The sequence below is a fragment of the Candidatus Spongiihabitans sp. genome (assembly GCF_965237845.1).
Taxonomy (GTDB): Bacteria; Pseudomonadota; Gammaproteobacteria; order Arenicellales; family Poriferihabitantaceae; genus Spongiihabitans.
Genome location: NZ_OZ250154.1, coordinates 1,969,984 through 1,994,267, shown reverse-complemented (window position 1 = coordinate 1,994,267; position 24,284 = coordinate 1,969,984). Strand labels below are relative to the sequence as shown.

Below are 24,284 nucleotides of genomic sequence, written 5' to 3'. Positions count from 1 at the left end.
TTTCAGGCCTTCGTTGCAGGTGTGATATCGTATTGTTTCCAGTATCTGCCAAAAATATCCTGTTCGGTTGGCTCGTTGGCTTTGATGCGATAAGCGATGCGCGTAGTGTTTAAGTAATGTCGGTAGTTCATGTTGTCGGAAATACTGTTTTTGCCCCAACTGCCGCAGCCCATAGACAGCGAAAATGGTAATCCATTGTCAAAGCTGCCGCCAGTCGCATAGCAGTGAATCTGATTAACGATGATCCGGCATACAGGCATGTTGAGACCCAGGTCCAGAGCGCGGGATGGGTCATTGCTGTGCAAGGATAACGAATGACCTTTTCCCTGATAATCGAGTATATCCCGCGCTAACTGCTTTGCTGACTCAAAATCCGCTGTTCGATATAGCGTCAAAACCGGGCACAGCTTCTCGCCTGCCCAGATAGATAGACGCGGGGGGTGTTGTTTACCGACGCCGTTTTCTTCAACCAACAAGATTCGGGTGGCATCGTCGGTTTCAGTGCTCAGCTGCGCCAGCGCTACAATTTCTATTGCCTCGCGGGCGATTAAGTTTTGATTGAGATGTCCTTGTTGCCAGAGTTGTTGTTGTAGCCTGGCCCGGTTCGCCTGGTCGAGTAATACTGCGCCTTCCTCGATCAATGCTGACACAGCCGCATCATACTGCGCATCGACTACGATCAGATTATTTTCAGAAGAGCAACTGGTGGCATTATCAAAGGATTTGGAAATCACGATTTTTCGCGCAGCCCGTGCTACGTTCGCGGTCTCATCAATAATCGAGACAACATTCCCGATACCGACGCCCACCGTCGGCGTTCCGCTGATATAGGCACTGCGGACATTATTTTGTGATCCCGTGGCAACGATTAAATCTACGTTCTGCATCAAGTGTTGGGTAGCCGCTTTGCTTACCGGAGAGGGCAATTTTTGAACCAGATCGGTGGGTGCGTCGACACGGTTCAGTTCTGCATGGACTAATTCAATCAGTCTCAAACAGGTTCGATCGCCTTTGGGAGAGGGCGCCAGAATGATGGCATTGCGTCCTTTAAGCGCGTTGATTACTTTATTAATGGGTGTGGCCGCAGGGTTGGTTGAAGGTACAATGGCGCCCACCACGCCGACCGGCCGGGCGATTTCTATGATTCCTTTTTCTGGATATTCGGCGATAACGCCTACCGACTTTGCTTCGCGCAAGTCGCGCAGCAAACCAATGGTTTTTCTACGATTCTTCAGGAATTTATCGGTTACCTTGCCGAGACCGGTATCCGCCACCGCCAATTCGGCCAATTCCTGATTGTTATCTGAATCAACAATTGCCCACCCTGCGGCGGTGACCACCTCATCAACGGCAGCCTGGTCGTAGGCCGCATAAATCGCCTGTGCGGCGCGCGCACGCGCGACTACGGCGTTGATCTCCGTCGCCATGCCCGGGTCCGGGTCCAGGTCCAGGCCTATTTCTTGATTAGTTTCCGAATCGGGCATATATAAACCGGTAACAAAAATACATCGCCAGGCCAGCCCGACGATACTGCTTGACGATGTACAAGCGTCACCAACAGAGGAATGCTATTATTCTTTCAATCCAGCCAGCAAATCGGTCAGCGCAATCTGTCGTTCCTGCCACATCGCTATTACTTCATCACGATTCATGACCCGTACCGGAGAGTTGGTTTGTTGCATTTTGCCAAGGTTTTTCTTTTCGTTGAACATCAAGGGCACTTTCTTGGCGAGATAATCAATGATGGCATGATCGGTTCCCTTAGGCACCATCAATCCACGAAAGTTGACGCTTGAGTTATCAACGTCAATTCCTAGCTCTTTTAATGTCGGCACGTCGGGCAGAAATTCGTGTCTTTCAAGATCAGCCACTGCCAGAATTTTGATATCCCCAGCGGCTCGAGCGCAGTCAGACAGATTGTTAAATCCGGCCATTACCTGGCCGCCTTTAACTAATTTCAGCGCCCCCACACCGCCAGCGCCGGGAACGTAAGTCATCTTGGCGCTGGTGGCTTTTACAAGTTGCAAGTAAGCAATGTGATGCCCTACATATTTGCCAGCACCACTTACAGTGACGGCCTTGGGGTTGGCGTTGGCAAATTCCACTAACTCAGCAACCGAGTTAAATTGACTGTCCTTGCCGACAATCAGTACCGCGGGATCTGCACCCCAGTTACCGACCGGTTCGAGATTATTGATGTTGTATTTGGTGTCATACACAATTGATTGGGCGATGAAGTGGGGAACATTGTAGGCTGCCATCATATAGCCGTCTGCGGGCGCTTTTTCAGCAAACCAGTTCCAGCCCTTGCGTCCGCCGGCGCCGGGTTTGTTGGTCACATAAATGGGCGCGCCAATGGATACGGGTGCCTGGGTTTTTTGTCGCGCAGATCAGATGACAGCGTCGCAATGCGCGCCTGAAAATCTGTTGCGCCACCTGGGTTATACGCCACCATGACGCCGATCGGGCGGTCCGGATAGGTCTGGGCATTGGCGGTCGCCATAGCCCCTAATATCAGTGCGCTGGTTGCCAGGCTTGCCGCCAGGTATTTTAATTTGTGAGATTTCATTTTTTCCTCCAGGGATTGGTAGTTAGCCTCAATTGAGGCGTTTAATACGACTTGCAGTAAAAATTATTATTCCGCAACTGCGGATAGTGCGGAGACTATTTTGCGTGATGCACAGGTTAGTCCAGGGGTCATTCAAAATAGCAGACCTGTTGGTGTTCTGACGTTTAATAGTCTCCAAAAAAGAGCATATAAAAATACCATAAAAATTAGCCCAACTATAATGTTATAGCCCACTTTATAAACGGGCGCTTTCATATTGAGGGCGTTGTGCTTGCCATAGATTGACGTAATAATTACAAACGTAAGCAATGAACTGGCGTAAAAACCAAGTCGTTCCATAATCAAAACATAGATGATTCCTACAATTATTCCGGGCAGAAACGCCTTCCAGGCGAGCCCGCTCGCTAATCCACGTGGCGTGGACGCAGACTCCGCACAAAAGCTCGCTTCTATTGAAATGGGGCGTAGTTCAAAAGATTTATTTTTTACGAAGCGGATGACAACGCCGGCCCACTGCGCCAATGCCAGCAATAGCATAAGTCCAGCCACAATGCGTGGAAATAAGTAGATCTCTGGATCGGTGTTCCAAAAAGCAGCCGCAGTAAAAATAATACCGAGCAGCACGGCAAAAAACGCCGACCACCCCTGAGCCGCATGAGTTGACCGTATCATCATGCCGCGCCTCCGCCTGGGCTTTCCTGCTGTTGCCGCTTCGACTTGGCGCCGGAATAAACGCTGTAAATGATGGAGCCAATACAAATTGAAATCAACGTCAGATTGATGGTGCCGGAGGTAAAGTAAGCAAATGCGCTGCCGCTGCTTTGCCCGATCAATTGACCCTGTAAAAAATTATCTTCAGCGATGGGGCCAAGAATAATGCCTAACACCAGAGGCGCCGGACCGAAACCCAATTTGCCTCCGAAAAACATAATCAAGCCAAGGACAAACATAATCAGCACGTCGGAGTAGCTCGACTGAATACTATATGTCCCATAAACTGCCAGCACCAGAATAATCGCCGCCATATAGGGACCCGGAACCTTCATTATCCAGCCACTGTGTTGGCTTAAAATCAACCCGATTATCAGCATCAATACCTGCGCGACCAGCAGAGAATTGATAAAGGTCCAGGTAACATCGCCATGAATCGTGAACAGATCCGGCCCGGGGAAAAGGCCATGAATCAAAAGACCGCCCAGCAAAACCGCCGCTGTTGGGCTGCCCGGTACGCTTAGCGTTAACAGCGGCACCAATGATGGGCCGACCATGGCATTATTGGCGGATTCCGCCGCGATGATGCCATCGGGCTCGCCGCTACCGAATTTGCTGGCATCACCGCTGGTTTTCTTGACCTGGTCATATGCGATCAGCCCGGCGATTTGACCTCCGGCACCGGGAATAACCCCGACAATAACACCAACCAACGATCCAATGCTGAGTGCCCGTACCCTGGTCAGGTTGTGCTTCAATGATTGCATCAACCGTGACTCTCCCAGAGCATGCAGCATGGTATCGTTCGTGGAATCATTATTCGGCATTGATTGCTCCAGCAGGCTGAAGACCTGCGGTACTGCAAATAGCCCAATCAACGCAGTGACAATGTGGATGCCGCTTTCCAGGTGTTCGCTAAAGACGAAACGGTCTTCGCCGAGCATGGGATTGTCGCCGATGGTGGAGAGCGCAAGCCCGAATAATCCAGCAAAAAGCCCCTTGACCACGGATTCGCTACCGATGGTGCCGATGATAGTTATGCCGAGTATTGCGATCCAGAACAGCTCGGTGGGGCCAAACTTCAACGCCAGATCTGCCAGCGGCGGGGTGAAAAATATGAGGACAAATATTCCGATAATGCCGCCAACAAATGAGCTCATAAAACAGTAGTGCAAGGCTTCGGCAGCGCGGCCCTTTTTGGCCAGTTGGTGACCGTCCAGCGCGGTGGCGATATTGGCAAGGGCGCCAGGCACATTGACTAAAATTGCACTGATCGCGCCACCCGCAACGGTCGCGGTGTACATTGCGCCAAGCAGTATCAAGCCGGCAGCCGGTTGCATATGAAACGTAAAGGGAATCATTAACGCGACTGCCATAGTCGGGCTGAGGCCAGGTAATGCGCCTAAGATCAATCCTGCCAGTGTCCCGCCAACAAGTAACGCGATATGATATAGCGTGAATACGTTATGGAAGTGGTTTAGAAACTCCACGGTTATCCCGGTGTGTAGCAAAATAGCTTCATTTCGCGTCCTGTATGAAAAAAACGATATAGTTCATAATCAGATTCACCTCAATTCATATATATGAGTTATTATATGCTAGATTAAGTGTTAGTCAATTGCAAGTCCATTCCAACAGTCCATTTCAGACCTATATTTATCTCAAAAAAATTTAAGCCAGATTATTGTTCATGCCAGTTAAACCTCTATACAAAGTCGTTGAGCAGTATATTCGTCAACGAATAACCGACGGTGAGTTAGTCCCCGGCGACCTGATTCCATCGGAATCCAGATTATCCGAAAGTCTCAGCGTCAGCATTGGAACCGTGCGCAAAGCCATTGATTTGCTGGAGCAGGAAAAACTGCTGTTCCGCCATCAGGGCAAAGGCACCTACGTTTCACGGGTCGATTTTGATCGTAGCCTGTTTCGGTTTTTTACTTATGGCACTGCTTCAGGGGAGGCCACAAGAATCCATAAGTTGACCCCGCTACGAGAACGCATTTCGGGCACCGCGGACATATGTAAACATCTTGCGGTACCCGTAGGCACTTCGCTGATATATATCGAACGAGTTGGATATGATGATGAAGAGCAACCGGTCTTGGTCGAAAAATGTTGGTGGCTTGCCGATATAGTAGGTGGTTTGGAAAACAACGACCTGCATATCCCGGACCTGCTGTATGCCATCATTGAGGAAAAATTTGGTGTTCATGTGGTGCGTGCCGAAGAAACCTTGACCGCAGACATTGCTGACGCACTAATCGCCAAAACCCTCAACATCAATGAAGGCGATCCTTTGGTGGTATTGCGTCGAATCACCCATGCCACCAATGACCGCATCATCGAATATCGGGTTACTCAAGGTCGCCCCGATCGCTTTAGTTATAAAACAGAAATTTGACAGGCATTAATGAAAATGCCCGGCAAAAGTCTCCGGCGCCATTCCCGCGTCTAGCCCGCCAGCCAACGGTTCACTTCATTGGCTGCGGAAAATAGCGGGGCGCAGTCGAAATTAAAGGTTTTATGGCGATAATCGCCAGCGGATATTTTTTCGTATTGCTGTTGGTAAAATTCCCGATCATTACAAATAGTTTGTAGCGCATCCACCAAGGCCTGTACATCGGTGCTATCGTTGTAAATGCCGAAGCTGGCCCGAACCATGCCGCGATGCAGTTCGGCAAGCGCTTCCAATTCTTCGTTGCTCAGTTGGTCGGCGATTTCGCCAAGCTCGTCGGTAATCATCTCGCGCACGTACGGTTGCGCGCAAAAACAGGCGTTGCGTACCGAGATATTGAAATAATCGTTTAGAATCGCCGCCGTTAAGGCATGATCCATACCTTTGATATTAAACGACAGTGCCCCGATTCGCTTACTGTTGTTTGGGTCGGTATTGCCGTACACCATGAGATCGTCTATTTTCTCAAGCATGTCAATGGCTTGGCGAATAATACGGGACTCTTCCTGGTCTATAAAGTCCATGCCGAGTGTTTGCAGCGCATGCATTACCGCAGCCAATGCGATAGCCCCGACTATATTTGGCGTACCCGCTTCTTCTCGATCAGGGAAATTGTCGGTGGGCAGGTAACGATTTATGTGAACATCATCAACCATTCCGCCGCCCACTTCCACCGGCTCTATCCCGGAGAATAAATCTTTGCGTGTAATCACGACGCCGGGCGACGACGGCGCATACATTTTATGCCCAGACAAAGCGATCATGTCGATATTCCTCGCCGGGTTCTCGTGGCCACTCATTTTTATCGGTACGTGGGCGGCCATTTGCGCGGCATCGACCAATATCAAGGTATTGTACCTGTGGGCCAGGTCGGCAATATCATAAACGGGATTTTTGATGCCGGTTACATTGGACACGCCGGTTACGGAGATATAGTTAACATTATCACCGTGTTCTTGCAGCGCTTTTTCGATTCGGCTGAGGTCGATGCAACCGAGCTTGCTGCCATTAACTTGCGTCGGCACATGAACCACTTGGTCGAAATGCCGTCGGTGCGGCAAGTCGTTGGAATGATGTTCCATTATCGAGGTAATAACCACTCTGCGCTGCGGGCGTTTTTCTCGTAACGTTCTGGCGACCCTGTTGATGCCGCCGGTCGCGCCGCTGCCGACAAAAAACGCAGTATAGGTTTGCGGGTCGGCGTTAACGAACGACAGCACCTTGTTATGCGCCCAGTCAAACTCCACGGTGGACAACTTGGCGCCAAAATGCGCGCTGGTATGGGTGTTTGAATAAAAAGGCATATACCTGGAAATGACATCGCTGACCAAACCCAATTGCAAAGTACTGGCGGTGCTGTCCAGGTAGATTCGACGACTTTTCTCTCCGGTTGCAAGCCTGTATTCGAGGTCGATGCCCACCGTGGTTTGGCGCAGTTTTTTCAATAGCCTGGTTTTGTCATTTATCTGCAAACTGTTCATGGTTTTAAATTGCGAGTGGGGATGGGTCAAAATCGATATTTAACCGGTCAATACTATTCTACTGATTCCAGCCAAATCTCCCAAATGGAGTATACGCCTATGGACGCCCCTATATTCGTTCTGATGCGGACACTAATCAAAAAGATGTCACGTATTTGTCAGGCAGTATCTGCCATGAATTCTTTGTCACAGCTATAATTCAGATTTAATGTAGCCGGATTTTCGTATTTCAATTTGAAACAGGCGGTTTGGAATTCCAATCCATCCGCGCCAAAAGCCTTACCGGGCGGACTCCTAAAAGACTTCGGACGCTGATATAACCGATGGTTGCGACTACAATTACCGCGCCTGCTATGCTGAATGCCAGCCATTGCCACGGCATGCTATAAGCAAATTCAAACACATATTTTGCCAATAGCCAGCCACTTAAAAGCGCCATTCCACCGCCGATAAATCCAGCCAGGGCGCCAAGAAATGCAAACTCCAAAACAATTGCACGACGCACAAATTCCCGACCTGCGCCAAGCGTTTTCAATAATGCAATCTCCAGTTCACGCGCACTTCGCTGGCCCTGCAACACACCAAACAACACCAGCAAGGCGGTGACCAGGGTGAATACAAACACCACATTCACCGCATTGCCGCCTTGATTAGCGAGAGTTCGAATTCTCCCAAGCAGCATACCAAGATCAATCGCGGTAATATGCGGAAAGGATTGGCTGATCTGGCGCACTAACTCGTTTCGCTGTTGCTCGACGTAGATGCTGGTAATGTAATTTCGCGGCGCATCATCGAGCAAACCAGGCGCTGCAATGATGTAAAAGTTCGGTCGCATATTGTCCCACTTAACTTCACGTAAACTACTGACAGGCGCCTCAATGAGCACCCCGGCGATATCCATTGTCAGTCGGTCGCCCAGAGCAAGACCAAGAAGTTTCGCAGTATCTTGCTCGACTGAAAACCCTTTTTCACCCTCTTTCATAATATTCTTGATATAGGGCGCCGAGTAATTGGTTCGCGAACTATCGAGGTTAAGTTTAGGCTCGTGCCGGTTTCTCAAAAATATACCTGTATCAGGTGCGCCGTCCTTGAACCAATTTCCGGCACTCAGCCTGTTATCAACCGGCAATTCGGCAAGTACTGTGAGATTAAAATCATGATTTATCCGATGCCGCGCATCCTCGTCTTCGAAAGTCCTATCGGAAATTTTCCGGTTATTGATCGCGGTAATTCTTGCCCGCATAATCGGATACAATTTCACGTCGGTGACCCCCTGGGTATTTAGCAGCGAAGAAAACGCTTCGGTTTCGTGCGCCTGAATATTGAGCAAAAATAGATTTGGCGCGTCTGGCGGAAGACTGTTTTGCCACTCCTCAAATAAATCCTCACGCACCGCCCCGAGCAGCACCAAAGCAAATATAGCGGCCCCAAAAGCGCTTGCCAGCCAGGCGCTGCGTCCACTATTTGACTGGAGCGCTTTCAATGCCGCGTACCAAGCTGTCGAACGTGGTGCGATCAGCCGTTTGGCAGCACCGATCATGCTACGCACCGCAAACCAAAGAATGGCAGCCGCAAAAACCAGCCCGCTCAATACCCCGAACGCCAACCACAGATTTCGAGCTAAAAAGACGGTCACAATAATTACCAGCGCCAAAATACTGAGGCTTGCGCTGCGATTGCGCCGGATACCATCGATTTGTTCAGCCCGCAGCAATGTCATGGTTGGCACCCGTTTGACAGCAAGCAGAATCGGTATCATAACCGCTGCCACCACAACGACACACATCAACAATGACAACCATATCGGCAACCATGTGGGTGGGGGTAATGGAATACCGGTCGCGTCTTGAATAATTGCCGCCGCAAAGTGTTGCACCAAATATCCGAGACCAATGCCCAACAACGATACCGGCATGACTGCGAGCATATAGACTCGGGCGAGGGACTTGAGTGTTTGCGAATGATGTTGGCCAAGACAACGCAGCAATGCTATTTCATGGATCTGCCGACCCCATAGTCCTTGCGCTGCCAATGCCATGGCCACGATAGCCAACACCACAGAAAGCAATACGGTAACTCGTAAGTAGGAGACTACCCGGCCGATAGTATTGCGTACCTCATCGCGCCGCAGGTCGGCGACATGCCAGGATTGGTAAGGTTTAAGAATCGGTTCAATGGCTTGTCCAAAGGCTGCCAGCGATTCTTTTGACCCGGCCACCAATAATCGAAAGCGGGCGCGACTAGCTGCTGTTACCAAGCCTGTTTGATCGAGATCGTCAATATTCATCAGCAGTCGTGGCGCCAGTCGCAACATGCCTGCGCCGCTTTCAGGCTCAAGCAGAATTTCGCGTTCGAAGCGCAAAAAACTGTCGCCAAGCTGGAGCTCGGGAGATAATTCAAGATTCAAATCCTTGACCAATTGAGTTGCGCTCCACACCGTGCCCCTGGGCGGCGCCGCCGAAACCGATTCTGGCACGTTATTGCCGTCAACCGCCGCCAGCAGCAATTCGCCACGCAGCGGATAATGGGAGGAAACTGCCCGCACACCAGCCAGGCGACTGCCGGTCGCGGTGATCGCCATACTCATGAAACTTACGCTACGCGCCACCTGCAATCCAAATTCCCCGGCCAGAGTTGCATATGAATCATCCACGGGACGAGTCGAATCGATCATGCCGTCAGCGCCAAGCAGGGCGCTTGTGCGCGTCTGCATACCCTGTTCAACACGATCAGTGAACAGGCCAACCGCGGCAAGCGCCATACCCACCAACAACAATCCGAGGAAAAGCAGATTGAATTCGGCCAAACGAGTGTGACGTATAAGATCCTTTAGCATACCGTTTCCCGCAGGGATACTTAAAATAATGCCGTTACACCAATCGACCGGCTTCAATACGGTATTGATCGTCGCAGCGTGCGGCAAGCGCGCGATTATGCGTGACCAAAACCAGCGTGGAACCATTGTCCTTGCAGAGCGAAAACATCAGATCTGCTATCTGGGAACTGGTGGCATGATCCAGATTTCCAGTGGGCTCGTCAGCAAACAGAATCGCTGGCGCGACCACCATGGAGCGGGCCAATGCGACACGCTGTTGCTCGCCGCCACTCATCTGCGAGGGCAAATGACCGCAACGCTCCGATAAACCGACGCGGGATAAAGCCTGCCGACTATTCTCGACAATGGCTGTGCTCTCAGGGATGACCTCAAGCGCGAGGGCAACATTTTCGACTGCGGTGAGATTGGGCAGCAAATGAAACGACTGAAACACAAATCCGACTCGTCCGCGACGAAGTTTGGCACGCTGGTCTTCGTTCAGGTTATTCAAGGTCTGTCCCATTAACGTCAAGTACCCGCTAGTGGGTTGATCAAGCCCTGCCAGCAAGCCCAACAAGGTAGTCTTGCCGGAGCCGGACGCTCCCGATATCGCTACCGTTCGACCGGTGGTTATTTCTAGTGAGATGTCTTGTAGAATATCAAGTGTATCTGAAGCCAACTGAACTGTCTTACCGACACCAATGGCTTGTGCCACAATATGGTCTGAATTAGTTTTTACCGATTTCATAACGGCAGGTTTGATAAACTACCCAAGGGGTAACAGGAATTTGATCACCTTTTTCATAGTATTCTTGGATAGGGTGCCGAGTATCGTTTTTGCGAAACGATGTACTTAAAATTCGGCTCGTACCTGCACCACAAAGGGCATAAATGCCGCTTCCGTAAAAATATTCATATATCATGTGCAAAGCCTTGATTTTTTCGTTCATTCTAAGTTTGCTGGCAATATCGGCAAACGCCCAAGCCTATACGGTTCTGGTATGGGGCGACAGCCTGAGCGCAGCTTACGGCATTCCCGTAGAACAGGGCTGGGTAGCCCTTCTCGGCGAGCGTCTTGCGGGTCGCAATATCCAGGTCGTAAATCGGAGTATCAGTGGTGAAACCACATATGGCGGCAGCGCACGTATGCCACAAAGTTTAGCGGATATACATCCTGATCTTCTCATACTCGAACTGGGCGCCAACGACGGGTTGCGCGGACTGGATCTTGGTTTAATGAGACAAAATCTTGCCACAATAATTCAACTGGCGCATGATAATGATGCCGAAGTGTTGCTGTTGGGCATGAAAATCCCCCCAAACTACGGCCACACCTATGCCGATTCATTCCATGCTATCTACCTGGATCTGGCCGCGCAATACCACATTGCCCTAGTTCCTTTTTTTCTGGAAACCGTGGCGCTGAACCATGACTTAATGCAGCGCGACGGGTTTCATCCCACCGCGTCCGCGCAGGCTGAAATTTTGGATCATGTTTGGCCGGTGTTATCTTCACTACTGCCGAATTAACGATTTTGTGATGCGCTACAACCGGCGCGGCAGGTAAGTGGATGCAAAGGTTGCGACTACCAGCAGACCCCCTAAAAACAGGTAGAACATATGAAATGGGGCGACCGTCAAAATGACTGCCGCCACCAGCGGAGTCATTAATTCGGAACCCTCGCGCCAGGTTGAAAATATCATTGTCATCTCGGTTCGCTCACGGGCTTTGACCAGGCGCATAAACGGAATATTGCCAAGCACATCCAGCATCGCCGCGCCGACCGCAGCGACAACCCAAAATACCAATCCGATGGGTTGTGCCTCGCCGATCAGAAACAGCATCGAAACACTCAGTCCTGCAATCAGCTGACCGGCGATAATAATTGATCGGGAGCCAAATTTATCCGCCAGACTTCGACATAACGGGCTGAAAAACAGCAACCCGCTTGCCACTGATAATAATCCGCCGGCAACCCAGTTAGGCAGGTCGGCCTCGACCGCGTAAATCGGGCCATAGACAAATAGCGCCACCCAAAACATCGATCGACTCAAAGTGATTAGATAGGCAATACACAGGGCCGGCTGCTTGAAATACCGCGGTATGACTTTCAGGGGATTAGCCGATAATCGGTTTGCTTTGCGGACTATTTTATTGGGGCCGAGGCGAAGGCGCCAGAAGTAGGCAAGCATCGCGCAAGCGCCTAATGCGGCCGCCAAAAACGGCGTCCAGGGCGCACTGTTGTTCCATAACCAGATACCCAGCGAGGGTCCAATCAACCAGGCCGCGCCATTGTATACCATGCGCCTTGATTCAATTCGGGTTAGCGCTTGTTTGCCGATATAGTCCATGATGTATAACGACAAGCAAACCGAAAACAAGGAGGCTGCGGCTGAGCGCAAGCCAATGCCGACGGCGAATTCCAATTCATCTCCAAGGTATAGAATGAGCGCGGCGACGATTGAAAAACCGCCGCCTAACGTGACCACCCAGCGACGCTGTAACAGACGTTCCAGCGTGGCGAAGTTGAGTGTGATCATCAGTGTCATGATCGAGCCAAGCAGATAAGCTAGGGTGACCGCTTGTTTGGAGCCGAGCGCCTCAAGCGCAAGCAATGGCACGATTCCCACCAATATGGAACGGGAAAATCCATCCAAGGCATTGAGTTTGGCAAGGGAGTCGCCTGCTTCACCAATAAGCGTATTCAAGCCATGAGGACGTCGATGGAACATATCGATATGCCGTTAGGTTGATATTCAACGGTTGGCGGTATCCGATAACCTCACATTCCCCGGCAGGTCAGACCGATCGGGCCGCTTAATCGCGAATGTATTCCAAACCTGATTAAATAACCATATAATTTTCTCCAATATGAAATAATACTGAAATAAGGTGATTTCTGTTCATAATGGGGAATGAAGCCTGCATGAATGACACACAAATAGATGCTGGATTAAGGTGCGCCAGTTCCTTGAAGGCACCGAGCAGATTGAATTTGCTATACAGTTCAAAGCAGACCATTATGCCTTTATCCAGTGCCCTGATACGATTTGGCTATACCACTGACCAAGTCTGACAAAGGGCATTTGCTATGGTATCTCGCTCAGATCAGCGGTACTCCCACCTTCAGGTTAAACGCCTCGCAGCCGATTATCTTGTGCATGGACGACTGCGGCGCAGGCAGACGATTTACCCAGAAATACACAGCCGAGGATTGTCGCCTATTGGCGCGTACAGACAAACTCCACTGAGGGTTGGAGCACGGGCGGGCGTAGCAAGCGGAAAGCTTCTTCTGCCCATTTCCATATGCTACCGTCACTTGTGACGCGTAGATTTGGGTGGTTGGGCTCCACAAATAGAGCGTTAGTATCGGCGAAGCGACTTTCCTTTATCCGGTCTACCCAAATCGTAAATGTAGCCCCAAACATTGCCCGAGTTTCAGGTGTAGGACAAATAAAGTCCGCAACTGCTGTCCCACCAGCCTTGGTGACCTACTCGCACATCCAGCCCATTCGTCGCGCTTGCTCGATGCGATCTTTGTTAGAAAACCCGAGATCACTATTGATGTTTTTGCGAACGACATCTGCATTAAAATGTACGGCATTTAACAGTGGGGCCAGCTCTTTGGCTAAACTTGTTTTTCCAGCACCGGGTAGACCCATAATTAGAATTTTTTGACTTACGATCATTTTCCGTTCATATGTCCGGCACATGGAGATATTATGTTTTTTTTAGACCAGGATATTTAGATTGGTTAAGAGTTCTGTTAGCTATTATGATGGCCAAGCCAGAGAGGATTGCTCCGCCTAAGCAGAAGTATATATAAGGGTCGAAAAAATATTGTGTGGACTCATCATTTAATGTGATGAATGTGGCTTGAATGTAAAACCCCATCAAAGCCGCCATCATACTTTCAAGCCCCATGTCCAAGATATCGAATGATGTTAATACTACGACGGCGTTTTCATCCTGTGCTGTATTATGAACAGCAGTGACCATACCAAGACCTAATCCAGCATGAGAGAATGCAGTAACCATCGCAATAATCCCAAAAAATATAATGATAAGCGAATTATGATTAAAAATAGAGAACAGAAGCCATAAACCACTTATTCCCGTTAATAGTACAAGAGGCCCAACTATTGCCTTTGTATAGCCGAAACGGCGAATGACTTCCCCCCAAACGATAAATCCTGCCATCATTCCGGCGGCTCTGCATATTATAATCAGGGAAATTTCTTTGGCGCTTAACCCGACTATTAATGCGAGATAGACAATAAATAGCGGTAATGATGACGGTAAACGTAAAACGCTAATAGTAATTAGCGCACGATAAGTTAAATTGCGCCAAAGAAGTTTTGTTTGAGAGAAAATCTCTCGAAAACGGGGTTGTGCCACAACCCCCGCATCTAAACCTTCCTGTCTCCATACTATCCAAAAAGCAAACATACAATATGCCATTAATAACAGTACTATAGATAAAAAAACTGTCGGGCTGATTGCTTCGCCAACAACAAGTCCTAGCACTGTGAAAAAGACAAGATTAAAGCCATTGAATAGAAACCGCATACGGCCAAAATACCCACCTCGTTCCGATGATTTGGTAACACTACGTATTATTGGTTGCCAAGCAACTCCAAAGGTTGTGACATGGACCAAGTGCACCGTGAAAACCAGTGCGTAAAATAGCGTTAATCCAAATATGCGATTCTGTGCCAGTAGTGCAGGTATAACAAGTAGTAGAGGCACCAAGCAAAAACGGATACTATACCCAGCCAGCAATACCCGTCGTGCGCCCCATTGCCGCACGAATTGCGTGCTTAAGAATTGTAAGGGAATAGTAAAACTCAAAAGACCAATAGCGACCCCAATTTCTGCTTCGGTTAGATTAAAATATCCTGATGCATAATATTGTAGTAAATCCCCATTCAAACCTCCGAAAGCTGTCATCAAAGGTAAAACACCAATATTTGCGATAATCAGAGCGTTTTTTGGTCTCATATAGTTTTGCCGTTATCTGAGGTGATTGTGCCTTGTGTTTCTTGCGTAACAGTCTTTGTTAATGTTGTGAAAATACGCCAAGCAGCCTCAATCATAGGGGTTTTGTTAGAAGAGTTTATGGCCAATGGCACAGGCTTCTGATAAGGTAGAATACCGTTACTTTGCTCTGTCGTACGGTGCCATTTTGATTGCGACAGCACTTCATGAGGCTCCCATTTCCGGATTGGTCCGGGACTCCAATGCAACATGGTCGGTATAAAATCCATATTAGCAAAGCTGCAAACTTGCCTTAGTATGGTTGCTGGATCGTTCCGGAACTCTTCGGTTGTATACAGGGCAGGTCTATGCCCAATTATCTGGCATGTCCGTTCGTACAATGTATAAAGTTCAGTATAGCCAAACTCATCTTCGGTGAAATCAGGTTTGATATTGCTTAAAGAGTTATATACAGCATCCGGGTTATTAATCAGAAACAGATTTGTTGCAGATTTTAGAAATTCATCACTCACAATATGGTCTTGCTTGAAAGGCAAGTTCTTTTACAAATCTAACTTTATCGCTGTTTTTCGGACCAATTGCAGCATAGGCACCTTTTTTATTAAAAACTTTTCCCCCTGAATAGTTGCCATAACGAGCACTACATCTCTCGTTTCCAAAATAATAACAGTCGGTAAAAGGCTCATGTATTACCATGATGCCAGGATGTTGCATCATTGCTTTTTCGAAAGCTGTTGATGCGCTACGCGGTGTACTCCACAGGATAATTAATGGTGGCTCTGATGGTGGTGTTTTAGAAAAAGGTGCCATAGGTTTCCTTTTCCCAGTCAGTAACATGAACCTGAAAATGCTCTGCTTCCCGTTTTTTAACGGTAAGGAATGTTTGCATCAAAGGTGTGCCAAGTGCATCGGCGAGCCAATCAAGAGCGGACAGTCGTTTCAAAGCATTTTCAAAACTAAAATCAAACAGTGGAAGATCGTTTCGCTCGAATGCATTATCATATACTGGCGAAGACAAGCGACCTTCCGTTTCCAGGCCACGTTGCATTAATGCTAGAACGCCGGCCACTGCTAGGTAGGGATTGGCATCAGCAGTTGGTAGCCGAAACTCCACTCTACACCCCGCTCCATTGCGATCGGGAACACGAACAAGCACACTACGATTATCAAATCCCCAACTCGCACTCAGGGGGAAAAAACTGCCGTCCACAGAGGCTTTGAATGCGTTTATCGTCGGTAAAAACAATGATAAAGCGTCATTTGAATGTGTTAAAAGACCGACAATTGATCTACGGAGCTCCGGTGACGGTGTATCATCCTCTGCAACAGAAAAGGCGTGGTCAACGCCGGAAAGGCTAACATTCACATGCAATCCATTTGGTGACAGCCCATTATCTGGTAGTCCCATGAAGGTAGCGTGATAGCCGCTGCGCTGTGCAATCTCCTTGATAATATGTTTTGTTTGGAATAACAGGTCGGCCATGGCGAGAGCATTGGTATAGTGCAGGCTAACCTCATATTGGCCGTCACAATTCTCGGCGGCAATCCCCTCAACAGAAATTTCAGCCTTGTTCAAGGCTATGGCAAGAGTATCCAAAAAATCAGAGGCTTCCGTCATTTGATGTAGACTGTAGGCTTGGGTGCCCCGGTTGGCAAAAGTTCTATCTTTATGTTGCAACGAGAATTCCAGTTCAACCCCAACAATCGGTTTCGCACCGGTTGCTGCCCTAAACTGTTCGATCACCCGTGCTAGGGCGTTCCTAGGAGCAACAGGCAGGGGATTGCCATCAGATTCCAACACATCGGCGATGACCATGGCGCAACCATCTCGCCAAGGTGCCGGACGTAATGTTTCAGGGCATGGACGCATATAATTATCGTCTGCGCCATGCTCCCATAAAATCCCGGTTTCTAAAACGGGGGTACCTGTTACGTCCTTAGAGAAAACCCCGCAGCAATTCCGCATCCCTGTCTTTGCAATGGATTGATAGCTGTTGGCAGTTAACAACTTTCCTCGACAGATACCGTGAATGTCTGCATATGCGACATAAATATGTTCTAAGGTTGCTGTATTTAAGATATTTTCAGTCATTCAAGGAGTTTTCAAGGATTATATTGAGATGAGCGATTAGATAGGGGAACGTGAAAACGGAAAATATCGTCAAATTCCTCTCGTCGCCAACATAATTCCGGGTGACCTGTATCGATTGTAACAACCGCAGCCCGTGGCAGAATAAAATTTGTAGAGCGAGAAACCGTATAAGCTCCTGAATCTTCAATCGATATTAAATCTCCAATAGCCATGCTGGTAGGGAGTGCACACGTCTCGGCCAAAATATCACCTTCATAACGAAGAGGCCCGGCTACTCGATAGATTTGAGTAGGCTGATCTATCGGTTGATCTAATGGTATTATTAGATGCCTTTCCGCCATGGCGATAGTTGGGAACAAATTGAGACCAGCATCTAACATAAGCCAAGTAAGTCCCCCGCTACGTTTGATCTCGATTACCCGCGCAATCATGGCCATGGCATCTGAGATCAGAGCTCGTCCGGGCTCGCAAAAGAAACGCATGTCTGAAACATTGTGTTCCCGGGCTTTCTTGGCAATGCCGTTAGCGACAGCGGTAATATCCATGCCATCCTTTTGATCAGTCAGAACATCACGCCCATATAATGCAAGGAGTTGACGCAACGGGCCACGACGTTCTCGACGGATACCGGATACACCAAACCCACCCCCGATATTGATTGTCGTAATAGGATATAGTTCACGTAACATAGAGGCATAACGGAATACTCGATCTAGTGCCGCAATAAATATATCTTCATCAGTGATCTGTGATCCTAGATGACAGTGTAATGCTGTTAGTTGCAGAGGCCCTTCTTCATTGAGTCCAATAGCGGCTAGAGCATTATCCGCCGCTCCGTCATCAATGCTAAAACCAAACTTGGATTCTCTCGCTCGCTCGGCAGACTGGATGTTGAATGTTGGATCATCTCCGAGAAAAACAGCAACCCCAGGATTAACTCTAAGACCTACATCTACTTTGCAATTAAGGTGAAGATCTGTATCCTTAAGTCTATTTCCTTCGTCTATGCTGTCAATATTGATTTGAATGTTGTTGATGACCGCTGTTTCAAGCTCCTCGTCAGTTTTATAAGGCCCATTGAATGCCATTTGGTTTCCGGCAAAACCTATTTTTAACGCAAGTTTCATTTCTGGGCCCGATACAACATCAACACCGCCATATTTGCGATGACTCCAGCGATTTGTAGCGATAATAAAAATATCCCGATGTCCCTCTAATTCATTATTACAGGCACTAATATCTGTTGCATTATGCCACATAGCAGCATCTTCGTTACAAACAGCTTTTCCCGGCATTATCGTTTTTGCAAAGAAAGGTTCCCCGCCTCCGTTGGGAAGAAACTGGCTTTGCCCACCGTCTATATTTTGTCTGTGAAAGACGGCGACGATTTGCCAGTCTTGACCATCACAGTGAGGACCTTCGACAACAGCTACACCATGAATATCCTTTGTTGTAATAACGCGTATCTGATGCACCTTTGCATGAAATTCTAGCGATTTATCAAATCCAAAAATATTGAATAGTGAGTCTAATTCTACAGAAGGATCAACTTCCACCGACAGCATGATTAAACTTCGGGGATTGAATGAAAGGTCTATGAGGTGGTAACGCTGACTCCCAACGACTAGAATCCGTTGAATATGTCATTTTAAAATCATCATACCGCCGAAAACGATGTTTTCCACCTGACAATTGGCCACGACCTTGGGGCACAATATGGGTCAAGTGGAAGATTGTTGAATGCCTTGAGCACGCAATCTGTGCGCTCAAATGGTCTGACATCATGTTTATTTGTTCCGAGGCTGGTTAAATTATCGATACTATCATCACCGATAATTTCTTCGATTGTACGCATGAATAAATCTCCAGAATATAAGCACACAACTATACCCCATGCTGTTCAACAAAGAGAAGTCTCTCCCAATATGAAATGATACTGAAATGAGATGATTTCTGTTCATAATGGGGAATATACCTGCATCAATGACACACAAATAGATACATTAAATAGCCTATGATGACGACAAAAATGACCGGCGTGATTGCGCCAATCCTGACCCCATTTAACGATGACTTGAGTTTTGCGCGCGAGCTGTATGTCAGCCATGCACATTGGCTACTGCAACAAGGCATTCACTATATCGCACCCTTCGGCACTACCGGCGAGGCGCTCAGCATGTCGGTCGGTGAGCGGATTAGCGCAGTGGATACGCTGATTGATGGCGCCATTGATCCGGGGGTATTGATGCCGGGTGCGGGCCTGTGCAATCTCGATGATACCGTCACCCTGTGTCGCCATGCAGTGCAGCGAGGATGCGCGGCGGTGATGACACTACCGCCATTTTTTTATAAAAATGCCAGCGATGACGGGCTGTACGCCTATTTCGTTCGCTTGATCGAGGCGGTCAACAATGTCAGGCTTAAAATTTGCATGTACCATATCCCGCCCTTGGCGGGCATCGGTTTTACCCCTGATTTGGCGCGGCGATTAGCGCGGAATTTTCCTGACGCCATTGTGGCCTATAAGGATAGCTCGGGGGATTTCGAAAACACCCAAGCAGTCATCGCCGCGGCGCCGAATCTCGCGGTGTTTCCAGGTTCGGAAACATTTTTACGGTCTGGTCTTGAGTATGGCGCCGCCGGCTGCATTTCGGCGACCTGCAATGTCAACCCGGCGGGAATACGTCACGTTTTTGATGTCGCAACCGCTGCGAAACAAGGTGATCTCGATCGGGTTGCCGATGAAATGGCCGCCTTCCGCAAGCGGATCGAAGGCGATGCGCTGATCCCGGCGATGAAAGGCTTGCTGGCAAGGCAACGCGGTGATCGCAGATGGCGTAATGTACGACCGCCATTGCTGTCGGTTAGTGAAGCCGATACACAGGCGTTAATCGATTCTCTCGACAGTGCCGGGAACGCAATACTTGGTCGGCTGATAAATGGATAGGCACATACATTCTAGTCGGGTATGTTATATTTAGTTGCTGAATAATTACCATCGAACTTCATGATGTTTGGAGCCTTAAACTACATAACATTATGCTACATTGTGCAATTTTGCTTGCCATCTTTGGTCTTGTTTTCGGTGGCTTGAATGATGTTGTATTTAAACGCTACGACTCACCAACCAATACATTGCGTTATAGCAAAGTGGCGCTTATTAATCAGATGCTCTTTGCTGCCACAGTGCGCGCCGAGTCACTTTAATCGGCCTGTATTCCAAATCAAGCAAAAATGATTTTGGATTGTATACAAAAACGCAGTTTCGCATCCAGTTATAATAATATGAGAAATGATTTCTCGAATAATCGTCAAATCAGACTTATATAGGCTGATGGCGGCCGGATTCGTATACAACGAAGAAGCCCGTTTGTCTCAACCACATCACACCTCCCAGAACTGCCACGGCCTCATTGAGTCAGTCGATAGCATGGCGAATTCCATACACTTCCTCACATCGCATCCGTTTTAGCCTCGGGTGAAACGCTGTCCTGGTCGTCTCTCGTGCGCAAACGTACTTGAGTAAACGCGGACAGGTTTTCAGTGAATATTCGGAAAATTAACTAAAATTCAAACAATGCTGCCTATTCGTGGTCAAAAATTACAACGCCATATTCAACAATACATTAGCAGTAATTTTGTACTGACACCACGTATGATTATCCGATGGCACAAAAAGTATCTCTGAACGATAAATATTCGTTTGCAGTCGATCGGGCCTATATGACCGGCATAGAGGCGCTGGTTCGGTTGCCGCTGGTGCAACACCAAAGGGATATTGCTGCGGGGCTTAATACAGCAGGTTTCGTATCCGGTTACCGGGGCTCTCCGGTCGGCACCTTAGACCAGTCGATCTGGAAAGCCGGGGCATACTTTGAGCAGCATAATATTCAGTTCCAGCCGGGCGTGAACGAAGACCTTGCGGCCACCGCGGTTTGGGGCTCTCAACAGGTTCATCTAATCCCCAAGCCGAAATATGACGGCATATTTGCGATGTGGTATGGCAAAGGACCAGGAGTCGATCGAAGTATGGATGTAATCAAGCACGCCAATGCATTCGGCACCACGAAATATGGTGGCGTTCTGGCCGTTGCCGGTGATGACCATGCGTGCAAATCCTCTACCGTACCCCACCAAAGCGAGCATATGTTTATTGGCGCAACGGTGCCGGTGCTTAATCCCGCCAATGTGCAGGAGGTTCTCGATTTCGGCTTGTATGGTTGGGCTTTGTCACGATTCAGTGGTTGCTGGGTCGGCTTAAAAGCGATTACCGAAAACATGGACTCTGCGATGTCGGTTGAGCTACGCGATGAACGTGTACAAATCGTGCTGCCTAAAGATATCGACCTGCCACTGGGCGGCTTGAATGCACAGTGGCCGACAACGCCATTGCAGCAGGAAGCGCTGTTGCAACAGCACCGGATTTACGCAGCGCGCGCGTTTGCGCTTTCAAACAATTTAAACACGGTCATGCTGGACTCCGAGAGTCCCAGGTTGGGGATTGTCACCTCCGGGAAAACGTATCTTGATGTTATGGAGGCAATGAATGATTTGGGAATTTCCCGGCAACTGGCATCTGAAATTGGCGTTCGTATATTAAAAGTGGGCATGAGTTGGCCTTTGGAGCCCGTTGCAATCCACCAGTTTGCCAGAGGGCTATCAGAAATATTGGTTGTGGAGGAAAAGCGCAGCATCGTTGAAAACCAACTGACCAGCCAGCTTTACAACTGGCCGGTAAAAGATCGTCCCCTGGTGGTGGGAGAATATGATGAAAATGGTCATAGTCTTATCACTAATCTCGGTGAATTAACGCCCGCGGTTATTGCCGGCGCCATTGCCAGCAGAATTAATCAATTTTATGAGAGCAAGTCAATCAACCAGCGGCTCGAATTTATTCAGGCTAAACAGGATCGAATCAAAGCCAATCCCACGAATTTAACCAGAACGCCTTATTTCTGTTCCGGTTGCCCGCATAATATTTCCACCAAAATTCCTGAAGGCAGCACGGCAATGGCGGGAATTGGCTGCCATTATATGGTCAAGTGGATGGACCGAAACACCGAAACGTTTACCCATATGGGCGGAGAGGGGGCTGCCTGGATTGGGCAATCCGCTTTCTCTGAAACTGAGCATGTATTTCAAAATATGGGGGATGGCACCTATTTTCATTCCGGTATTCTAGCCATCCGCGCTGCCGTTGCCGCAGGGGTCAACATTACCTACAAAGTGTTGTTTAACGATGCCGTGGCAATGACCGGCGGGCAACCGGTTGAGGGTTCACTTTCCTTATTCGATCTGGTCTCTCAGGTTCGGGCGGAAGGGGTTAAAAAACTTTCGGTGGTATCGGAGCATCTTGCCCATGCTAAAAAATCGCTTGGGAATTTTTCGGATGTAACCATACATTCAAGAAAGCATTATGAAAAATTGCAGCGTGATTTTCGAAAAATAAAGGGCACCACAGTCATCGTCTATGATCAGGTATGCGCCGCGGAAAAGCGGCGGCGGCGAAAACGTGGGCTGATGCCGAAAAGCAAGGTTCGGGTGTATATCAATGAGCAGGTATGCGAAGGGTGTGGCGATTGCAGCACTCAGTCAAATTGTCTGTCGGTGTTGCCGAAAGTGACCGAAACCGATGTCAAGCGCCAAATCGATCAACATGCGTGCAATCAGGACTTGAGCTGCGTGGACGGGTTTTGTCCGAGTTTTGTCACCGTTACCGGGGCTTCACTAAACAAGCAGCAATTTTCCGGCAAGCAACAATGGGATGAGCCGTTACCCGAGCCAAAACCAGCCACGCTGGAAAGACCCTGGAACGTACTGGTCACAGGGATTGGCGGCACCGGTGTGCTGACCATTGGATCAATCCTGGCGATGGCGGCGCACATTGAAGGCAAGGGCTGTTCAACCTTAAACCAAACCGGCCTGGCGCAAAAGTTTGGTGCGGTAGTCAGCCATGTTCGCGTCGCACAACATCAACAACAAATCAATGCGGTGCGAATTTCAGAAGGCGATGCGGATCTTTTACTGGGCTGTGATCTGGTGGTTTCGGCCATGCCGGAAGCCATCGCGCGATTGAATATCGAGCGCAGCCATTCGATTGTCAATAGTTACCAAAATCCCACCGCCGATTTCATACTGGATAAAGACTACACGTTCCCGGCCAGGGAAATGCAACAACTCATTGGAGACGAAACCGGCGTTGATAAAACCAAATTTATCGATGCCACCAAAATAGCCAGAAACATGATCGGCGATTCAATCTCCAGCAATATGCTGCTACTCGGCTTTGCCTATCAAAATGGATTGATACCGGTGCAATCGACCAGCATTTCAGCGGCCATCAGACTCAATAACGTAGCGGTTGACCTGAACGAACAGGCGTTTCTTTTAGGGCGTCGGGCGGCGGTGGATTATGAAGCCATCGAAAGCCTGGTTTCCGATCTTGATCCAGTGGTCGCGCCCCTGGAACACTTGGACGAGATTATTCGCTGGCGGGCTGACTACTTGACTGATTATCAGGATATCGAATATTCAAAACGATATCTTGGCCTGATTACCGAGATCAAAAATCTGGAAAGCGCGCTTAAGGGTTCAGGCAAGGATTCAAGTGCTTTGCCAAACCAAACCACCGAGTTTGAGTTCACAAAAAATGCAGCAAAAAGCCTGTTTAAGTTAATGGCATATAAAGACGAATACGAAATTGCCCGTCTTTATTCGGGCAGGGAATTTTGGGACGGCCTGAACCGCCAATTCGAGGGCAACTGGAAATTAAACTTCTATATGGCGCCGCCAATGATTTCTAAAAAGGATGCACTGACCGGGCGCCTGATAAAGCGTTGTCTGCCGGGATTCCTGATTAAAATATTTCCACTCATAGCAAAACTAAAAGTTTTAAGGGGCAGTGTCTTTGATCCATTCGGGAAAACCCGGGAGCGCAAAATTGAACGTCAGTTGATCAATCAGTTTTCAGCAGACATCCGAAAGGTCGCCAGTCATTTTTCTCAAAAACATCTCTCTGAAAAACATTATCAACTGTGCATTCAATTCGCCGCCGCGCCAATGAAGATAAAAGGATTTGGGCATATTAAAACCAGCAACATTGATTTGTATAGGCAGACCCGGAAAACGGTGTTGCAGCAACTTGACTGCTGATGCTCAGCCA

General features: G+C 48.6%; 18 protein-coding genes and 1 pseudogene. 4 read left to right on the top strand and 15 right to left on the bottom strand.

Features of this window, described 5'->3' with window-relative positions:
- Positions 1-2: 2 nt before the first annotated feature.
- From sauS to ACPXXB_RS09485, 4 genes and pseudogenes are all read right to left on the bottom strand, one after another.
- A complete protein-coding gene (gene sauS, locus ACPXXB_RS09500; protein WP_423906947.1) occupies positions 3-1,484 on the bottom strand; it encodes an acylating sulfoacetaldehyde dehydrogenase in 1,482 nt (493 codons plus the stop codon).
- 87 nt (positions 1,485-1,571) lie between these two features.
- Positions 1,572-2,503 (bottom strand): annotated as a pseudogene (locus tag ACPXXB_RS09495) (Bug family tripartite tricarboxylate transporter substrate binding protein).
- 198 nt (positions 2,504-2,701) lie between these two features.
- On the bottom strand, positions 2,702-3,244 hold the full coding sequence (locus ACPXXB_RS09490) for a tripartite tricarboxylate transporter TctB family protein (protein WP_423906946.1): 543 nt from the start codon (positions 3,242-3,244) through the stop codon (positions 2,702-2,704).
- Positions 3,241-4,770 carry a tripartite tricarboxylate transporter permease gene (locus tag ACPXXB_RS09485; RefSeq protein WP_423906944.1) on the bottom strand — a complete coding sequence of 510 codons (1,530 nt, stop codon included), beginning with the start codon at positions 4,768-4,770 and terminating at the stop codon, positions 3,241-3,243. The genes ACPXXB_RS09490 and ACPXXB_RS09485 overlap by 4 nt, the downstream gene beginning before the upstream one ends.
- Before the next feature lie 200 nt (positions 4,771-4,970).
- On the opposite strand from ACPXXB_RS09485, the gene ACPXXB_RS09480 reads away from it, so the two are divergent.
- Positions 4,971-5,681: a GntR family transcriptional regulator gene (locus tag ACPXXB_RS09480; protein WP_423906942.1), complete on the top strand. Its 711-nt coding sequence runs from the start codon at positions 4,971-4,973 to the stop codon at positions 5,679-5,681.
- A 50-nt stretch (positions 5,682-5,731) separates the two neighbouring features.
- Here the strand turns inward: ACPXXB_RS09480 and ACPXXB_RS09475 are convergent, their stop codons facing one another.
- The 4 genes from ACPXXB_RS09475 to ACPXXB_RS09460 form a co-directional block, all read right to left on the bottom strand.
- The gene (locus ACPXXB_RS09475; RefSeq protein ID WP_423906940.1) at positions 5,732-7,216 is read right to left on the bottom strand and encodes an aminotransferase class V-fold PLP-dependent enzyme; all 1,485 of its coding nucleotides are present in this window, start codon (positions 7,214-7,216) and stop codon (positions 5,732-5,734) included.
- A 229-nt stretch (positions 7,217-7,445) separates the two neighbouring features.
- A complete protein-coding gene (locus ACPXXB_RS09470; RefSeq protein WP_423906938.1) occupies positions 7,446-10,052 on the bottom strand; it encodes an ABC transporter permease in 2,607 nt (868 codons plus the stop codon).
- A gap of 34 nt (positions 10,053-10,086) precedes the next feature.
- The gene (locus ACPXXB_RS09465) at positions 10,087-10,779 is read right to left on the bottom strand and encodes an ABC transporter ATP-binding protein (protein ID WP_423906936.1); all 693 of its coding nucleotides are present in this window, start codon (positions 10,777-10,779) and stop codon (positions 10,087-10,089) included.
- Positions 10,760-10,981 (bottom strand): hypothetical protein, encoded by a 222-nt coding sequence (locus ACPXXB_RS09460; protein WP_423906935.1) that lies wholly within the window; start codon positions 10,979-10,981, stop codon positions 10,760-10,762. Before ACPXXB_RS09460 ends, ACPXXB_RS09465 begins: the two co-directional genes overlap by 20 nt.
- On the opposite strand from ACPXXB_RS09460, the gene ACPXXB_RS09455 reads away from it, so the two are divergent.
- Complete coding sequence (locus ACPXXB_RS09455; protein ID WP_423906934.1) at positions 10,953-11,561, top strand: arylesterase; 609 nt, start codon at positions 10,953-10,955, stop codon at positions 11,559-11,561. The genes ACPXXB_RS09460 and ACPXXB_RS09455 overlap by 29 nt on opposite strands.
- 15 nt (positions 11,562-11,576) lie before the next feature.
- Here ACPXXB_RS09455 and ACPXXB_RS09450 read toward each other — a convergent pair whose 3' ends face one another.
- The 7 genes from ACPXXB_RS09450 to ACPXXB_RS09420 all read right to left on the bottom strand — a co-directional run bounded on the left by ACPXXB_RS09450 (position 11,577) and on the right by ACPXXB_RS09420 (position 18,687).
- On the bottom strand, positions 11,577-12,764 hold the full coding sequence (locus ACPXXB_RS09450) for an MFS transporter (protein ID WP_423906932.1): 1,188 nt from the start codon (positions 12,762-12,764) through the stop codon (positions 11,577-11,579).
- Positions 12,765-13,523: 759 nt separating this feature from the next.
- Positions 13,524-13,721 carry an adenylyl-sulfate kinase gene (locus tag ACPXXB_RS09445; protein ID WP_423906930.1) on the bottom strand — a complete coding sequence of 66 codons (198 nt, stop codon included), beginning with the start codon at positions 13,719-13,721 and terminating at the stop codon, positions 13,524-13,526.
- A 31-nt stretch (positions 13,722-13,752) separates the two neighbouring features.
- Positions 13,753-15,033 carry an MFS transporter gene (locus ACPXXB_RS09440; protein WP_423906929.1) on the bottom strand — a complete coding sequence of 427 codons (1,281 nt, stop codon included), beginning with the start codon at positions 15,031-15,033 and terminating at the stop codon, positions 13,753-13,755.
- Positions 15,030-15,542: a hypothetical protein gene (locus ACPXXB_RS09435; RefSeq protein WP_423906927.1), complete on the bottom strand. Its 513-nt coding sequence runs from the start codon at positions 15,540-15,542 to the stop codon at positions 15,030-15,032. Before ACPXXB_RS09435 ends, ACPXXB_RS09440 begins: the two co-directional genes overlap by 4 nt.
- On the bottom strand, positions 15,535-15,840 hold the full coding sequence (locus tag ACPXXB_RS09430) for a hypothetical protein (protein WP_423906926.1): 306 nt from the start codon (positions 15,838-15,840) through the stop codon (positions 15,535-15,537). Before ACPXXB_RS09430 ends, ACPXXB_RS09435 begins: the two co-directional genes overlap by 8 nt.
- Positions 15,824-17,122, bottom strand: coding sequence for a glutamine synthetase family protein (locus ACPXXB_RS09425; RefSeq protein WP_423906924.1), 1,299 nt, complete (start codon positions 17,120-17,122; stop codon positions 15,824-15,826). The genes ACPXXB_RS09430 and ACPXXB_RS09425 overlap by 17 nt, the downstream gene beginning before the upstream one ends.
- Before the next feature lie 11 nt (positions 17,123-17,133).
- Positions 17,134-18,687 (bottom strand): 2OG-Fe dioxygenase family protein, encoded by a 1,554-nt coding sequence (locus tag ACPXXB_RS09420; RefSeq protein WP_423906923.1) that lies wholly within the window; start codon positions 18,685-18,687, stop codon positions 17,134-17,136.
- Between the two features lie 449 nt (positions 18,688-19,136).
- Between ACPXXB_RS09420 and ACPXXB_RS09415 the strand changes: the two genes are divergently transcribed.
- Positions 19,137-20,069 (top strand): dihydrodipicolinate synthase family protein, encoded by a 933-nt coding sequence (locus ACPXXB_RS09415; RefSeq protein WP_423906921.1) that lies wholly within the window; start codon positions 19,137-19,139, stop codon positions 20,067-20,069.
- A 719-nt stretch (positions 20,070-20,788) separates the two neighbouring features.
- Positions 20,789-24,274 (top strand): indolepyruvate ferredoxin oxidoreductase family protein, encoded by a 3,486-nt coding sequence (locus ACPXXB_RS09410; protein WP_423906919.1) that lies wholly within the window; start codon positions 20,789-20,791, stop codon positions 24,272-24,274.
- Positions 24,275-24,284 lie beyond the last annotated feature (10 nt).

What these genes read in the sequence shown, in the direction of transcription:
- ACPXXB_RS09475 (WP_423906940.1), bottom strand. Translation starts at nt 7,216, where the DNA reads ATGAACAGTTTGCAGATAAATGACAAAACCAGGCTATTGAAAAAACTG.
- ACPXXB_RS09445 (WP_423906930.1), bottom strand. Translation starts at nt 13,721, where the DNA reads ATGATCGTAAGTCAAAAAATTCTAATTATGGGTCTACCCGGTGCTGGA.
- ACPXXB_RS09430 (WP_423906926.1), bottom strand. Translation starts at nt 15,840, where the DNA reads ATGGCACCTTTTTCTAAAACACCACCATCAGAGCCACCATTAATTATC.
- ACPXXB_RS09470 (WP_423906938.1), bottom strand. Translation starts at nt 10,052, where the DNA reads ATGCTAAAGGATCTTATACGTCACACTCGTTTGGCCGAATTCAATCTG.
- ACPXXB_RS09440 (WP_423906929.1), bottom strand. Translation starts at nt 15,033, where the DNA reads ATGAGACCAAAAAACGCTCTGATTATCGCAAATATTGGTGTTTTACCT.
- ACPXXB_RS09460 (WP_423906935.1), bottom strand. Translation starts at nt 10,981, where the DNA reads ATGAACGAAAAAATCAAGGCTTTGCACATGATATATGAATATTTTTAC.
- ACPXXB_RS09480 (WP_423906942.1), top strand. Translation starts at nt 4,971, where the DNA reads ATGCCAGTTAAACCTCTATACAAAGTCGTTGAGCAGTATATTCGTCAA.
- ACPXXB_RS09425 (WP_423906924.1), bottom strand. Translation starts at nt 17,122, where the DNA reads ATGACTGAAAATATCTTAAATACAGCAACCTTAGAACATATTTATGTC.
- sauS (WP_423906947.1), bottom strand. Translation starts at nt 1,484, where the DNA reads ATGCCCGATTCGGAAACTAATCAAGAAATAGGCCTGGACCTGGACCCG.
- ACPXXB_RS09415 (WP_423906921.1), top strand. Translation starts at nt 19,137, where the DNA reads ATGATGACGACAAAAATGACCGGCGTGATTGCGCCAATCCTGACCCCA.
- ACPXXB_RS09465 (WP_423906936.1), bottom strand. Translation starts at nt 10,779, where the DNA reads ATGAAATCGGTAAAAACTAATTCAGACCATATTGTGGCACAAGCCATT.
- ACPXXB_RS09410 (WP_423906919.1), top strand. Translation starts at nt 20,789, where the DNA reads ATGGCACAAAAAGTATCTCTGAACGATAAATATTCGTTTGCAGTCGAT.
- ACPXXB_RS09420 (WP_423906923.1), bottom strand. Translation starts at nt 18,687, where the DNA reads ATGCTGTCGGTGGAAGTTGATCCTTCTGTAGAATTAGACTCACTATTC.
- ACPXXB_RS09455 (WP_423906934.1), top strand. Translation starts at nt 10,953, where the DNA reads ATGTGCAAAGCCTTGATTTTTTCGTTCATTCTAAGTTTGCTGGCAATA.
- ACPXXB_RS09490 (WP_423906946.1), bottom strand. Translation starts at nt 3,244, where the DNA reads ATGATGATACGGTCAACTCATGCGGCTCAGGGGTGGTCGGCGTTTTTT.
- ACPXXB_RS09450 (WP_423906932.1), bottom strand. Translation starts at nt 12,764, where the DNA reads ATGTTCCATCGACGTCCTCATGGCTTGAATACGCTTATTGGTGAAGCA.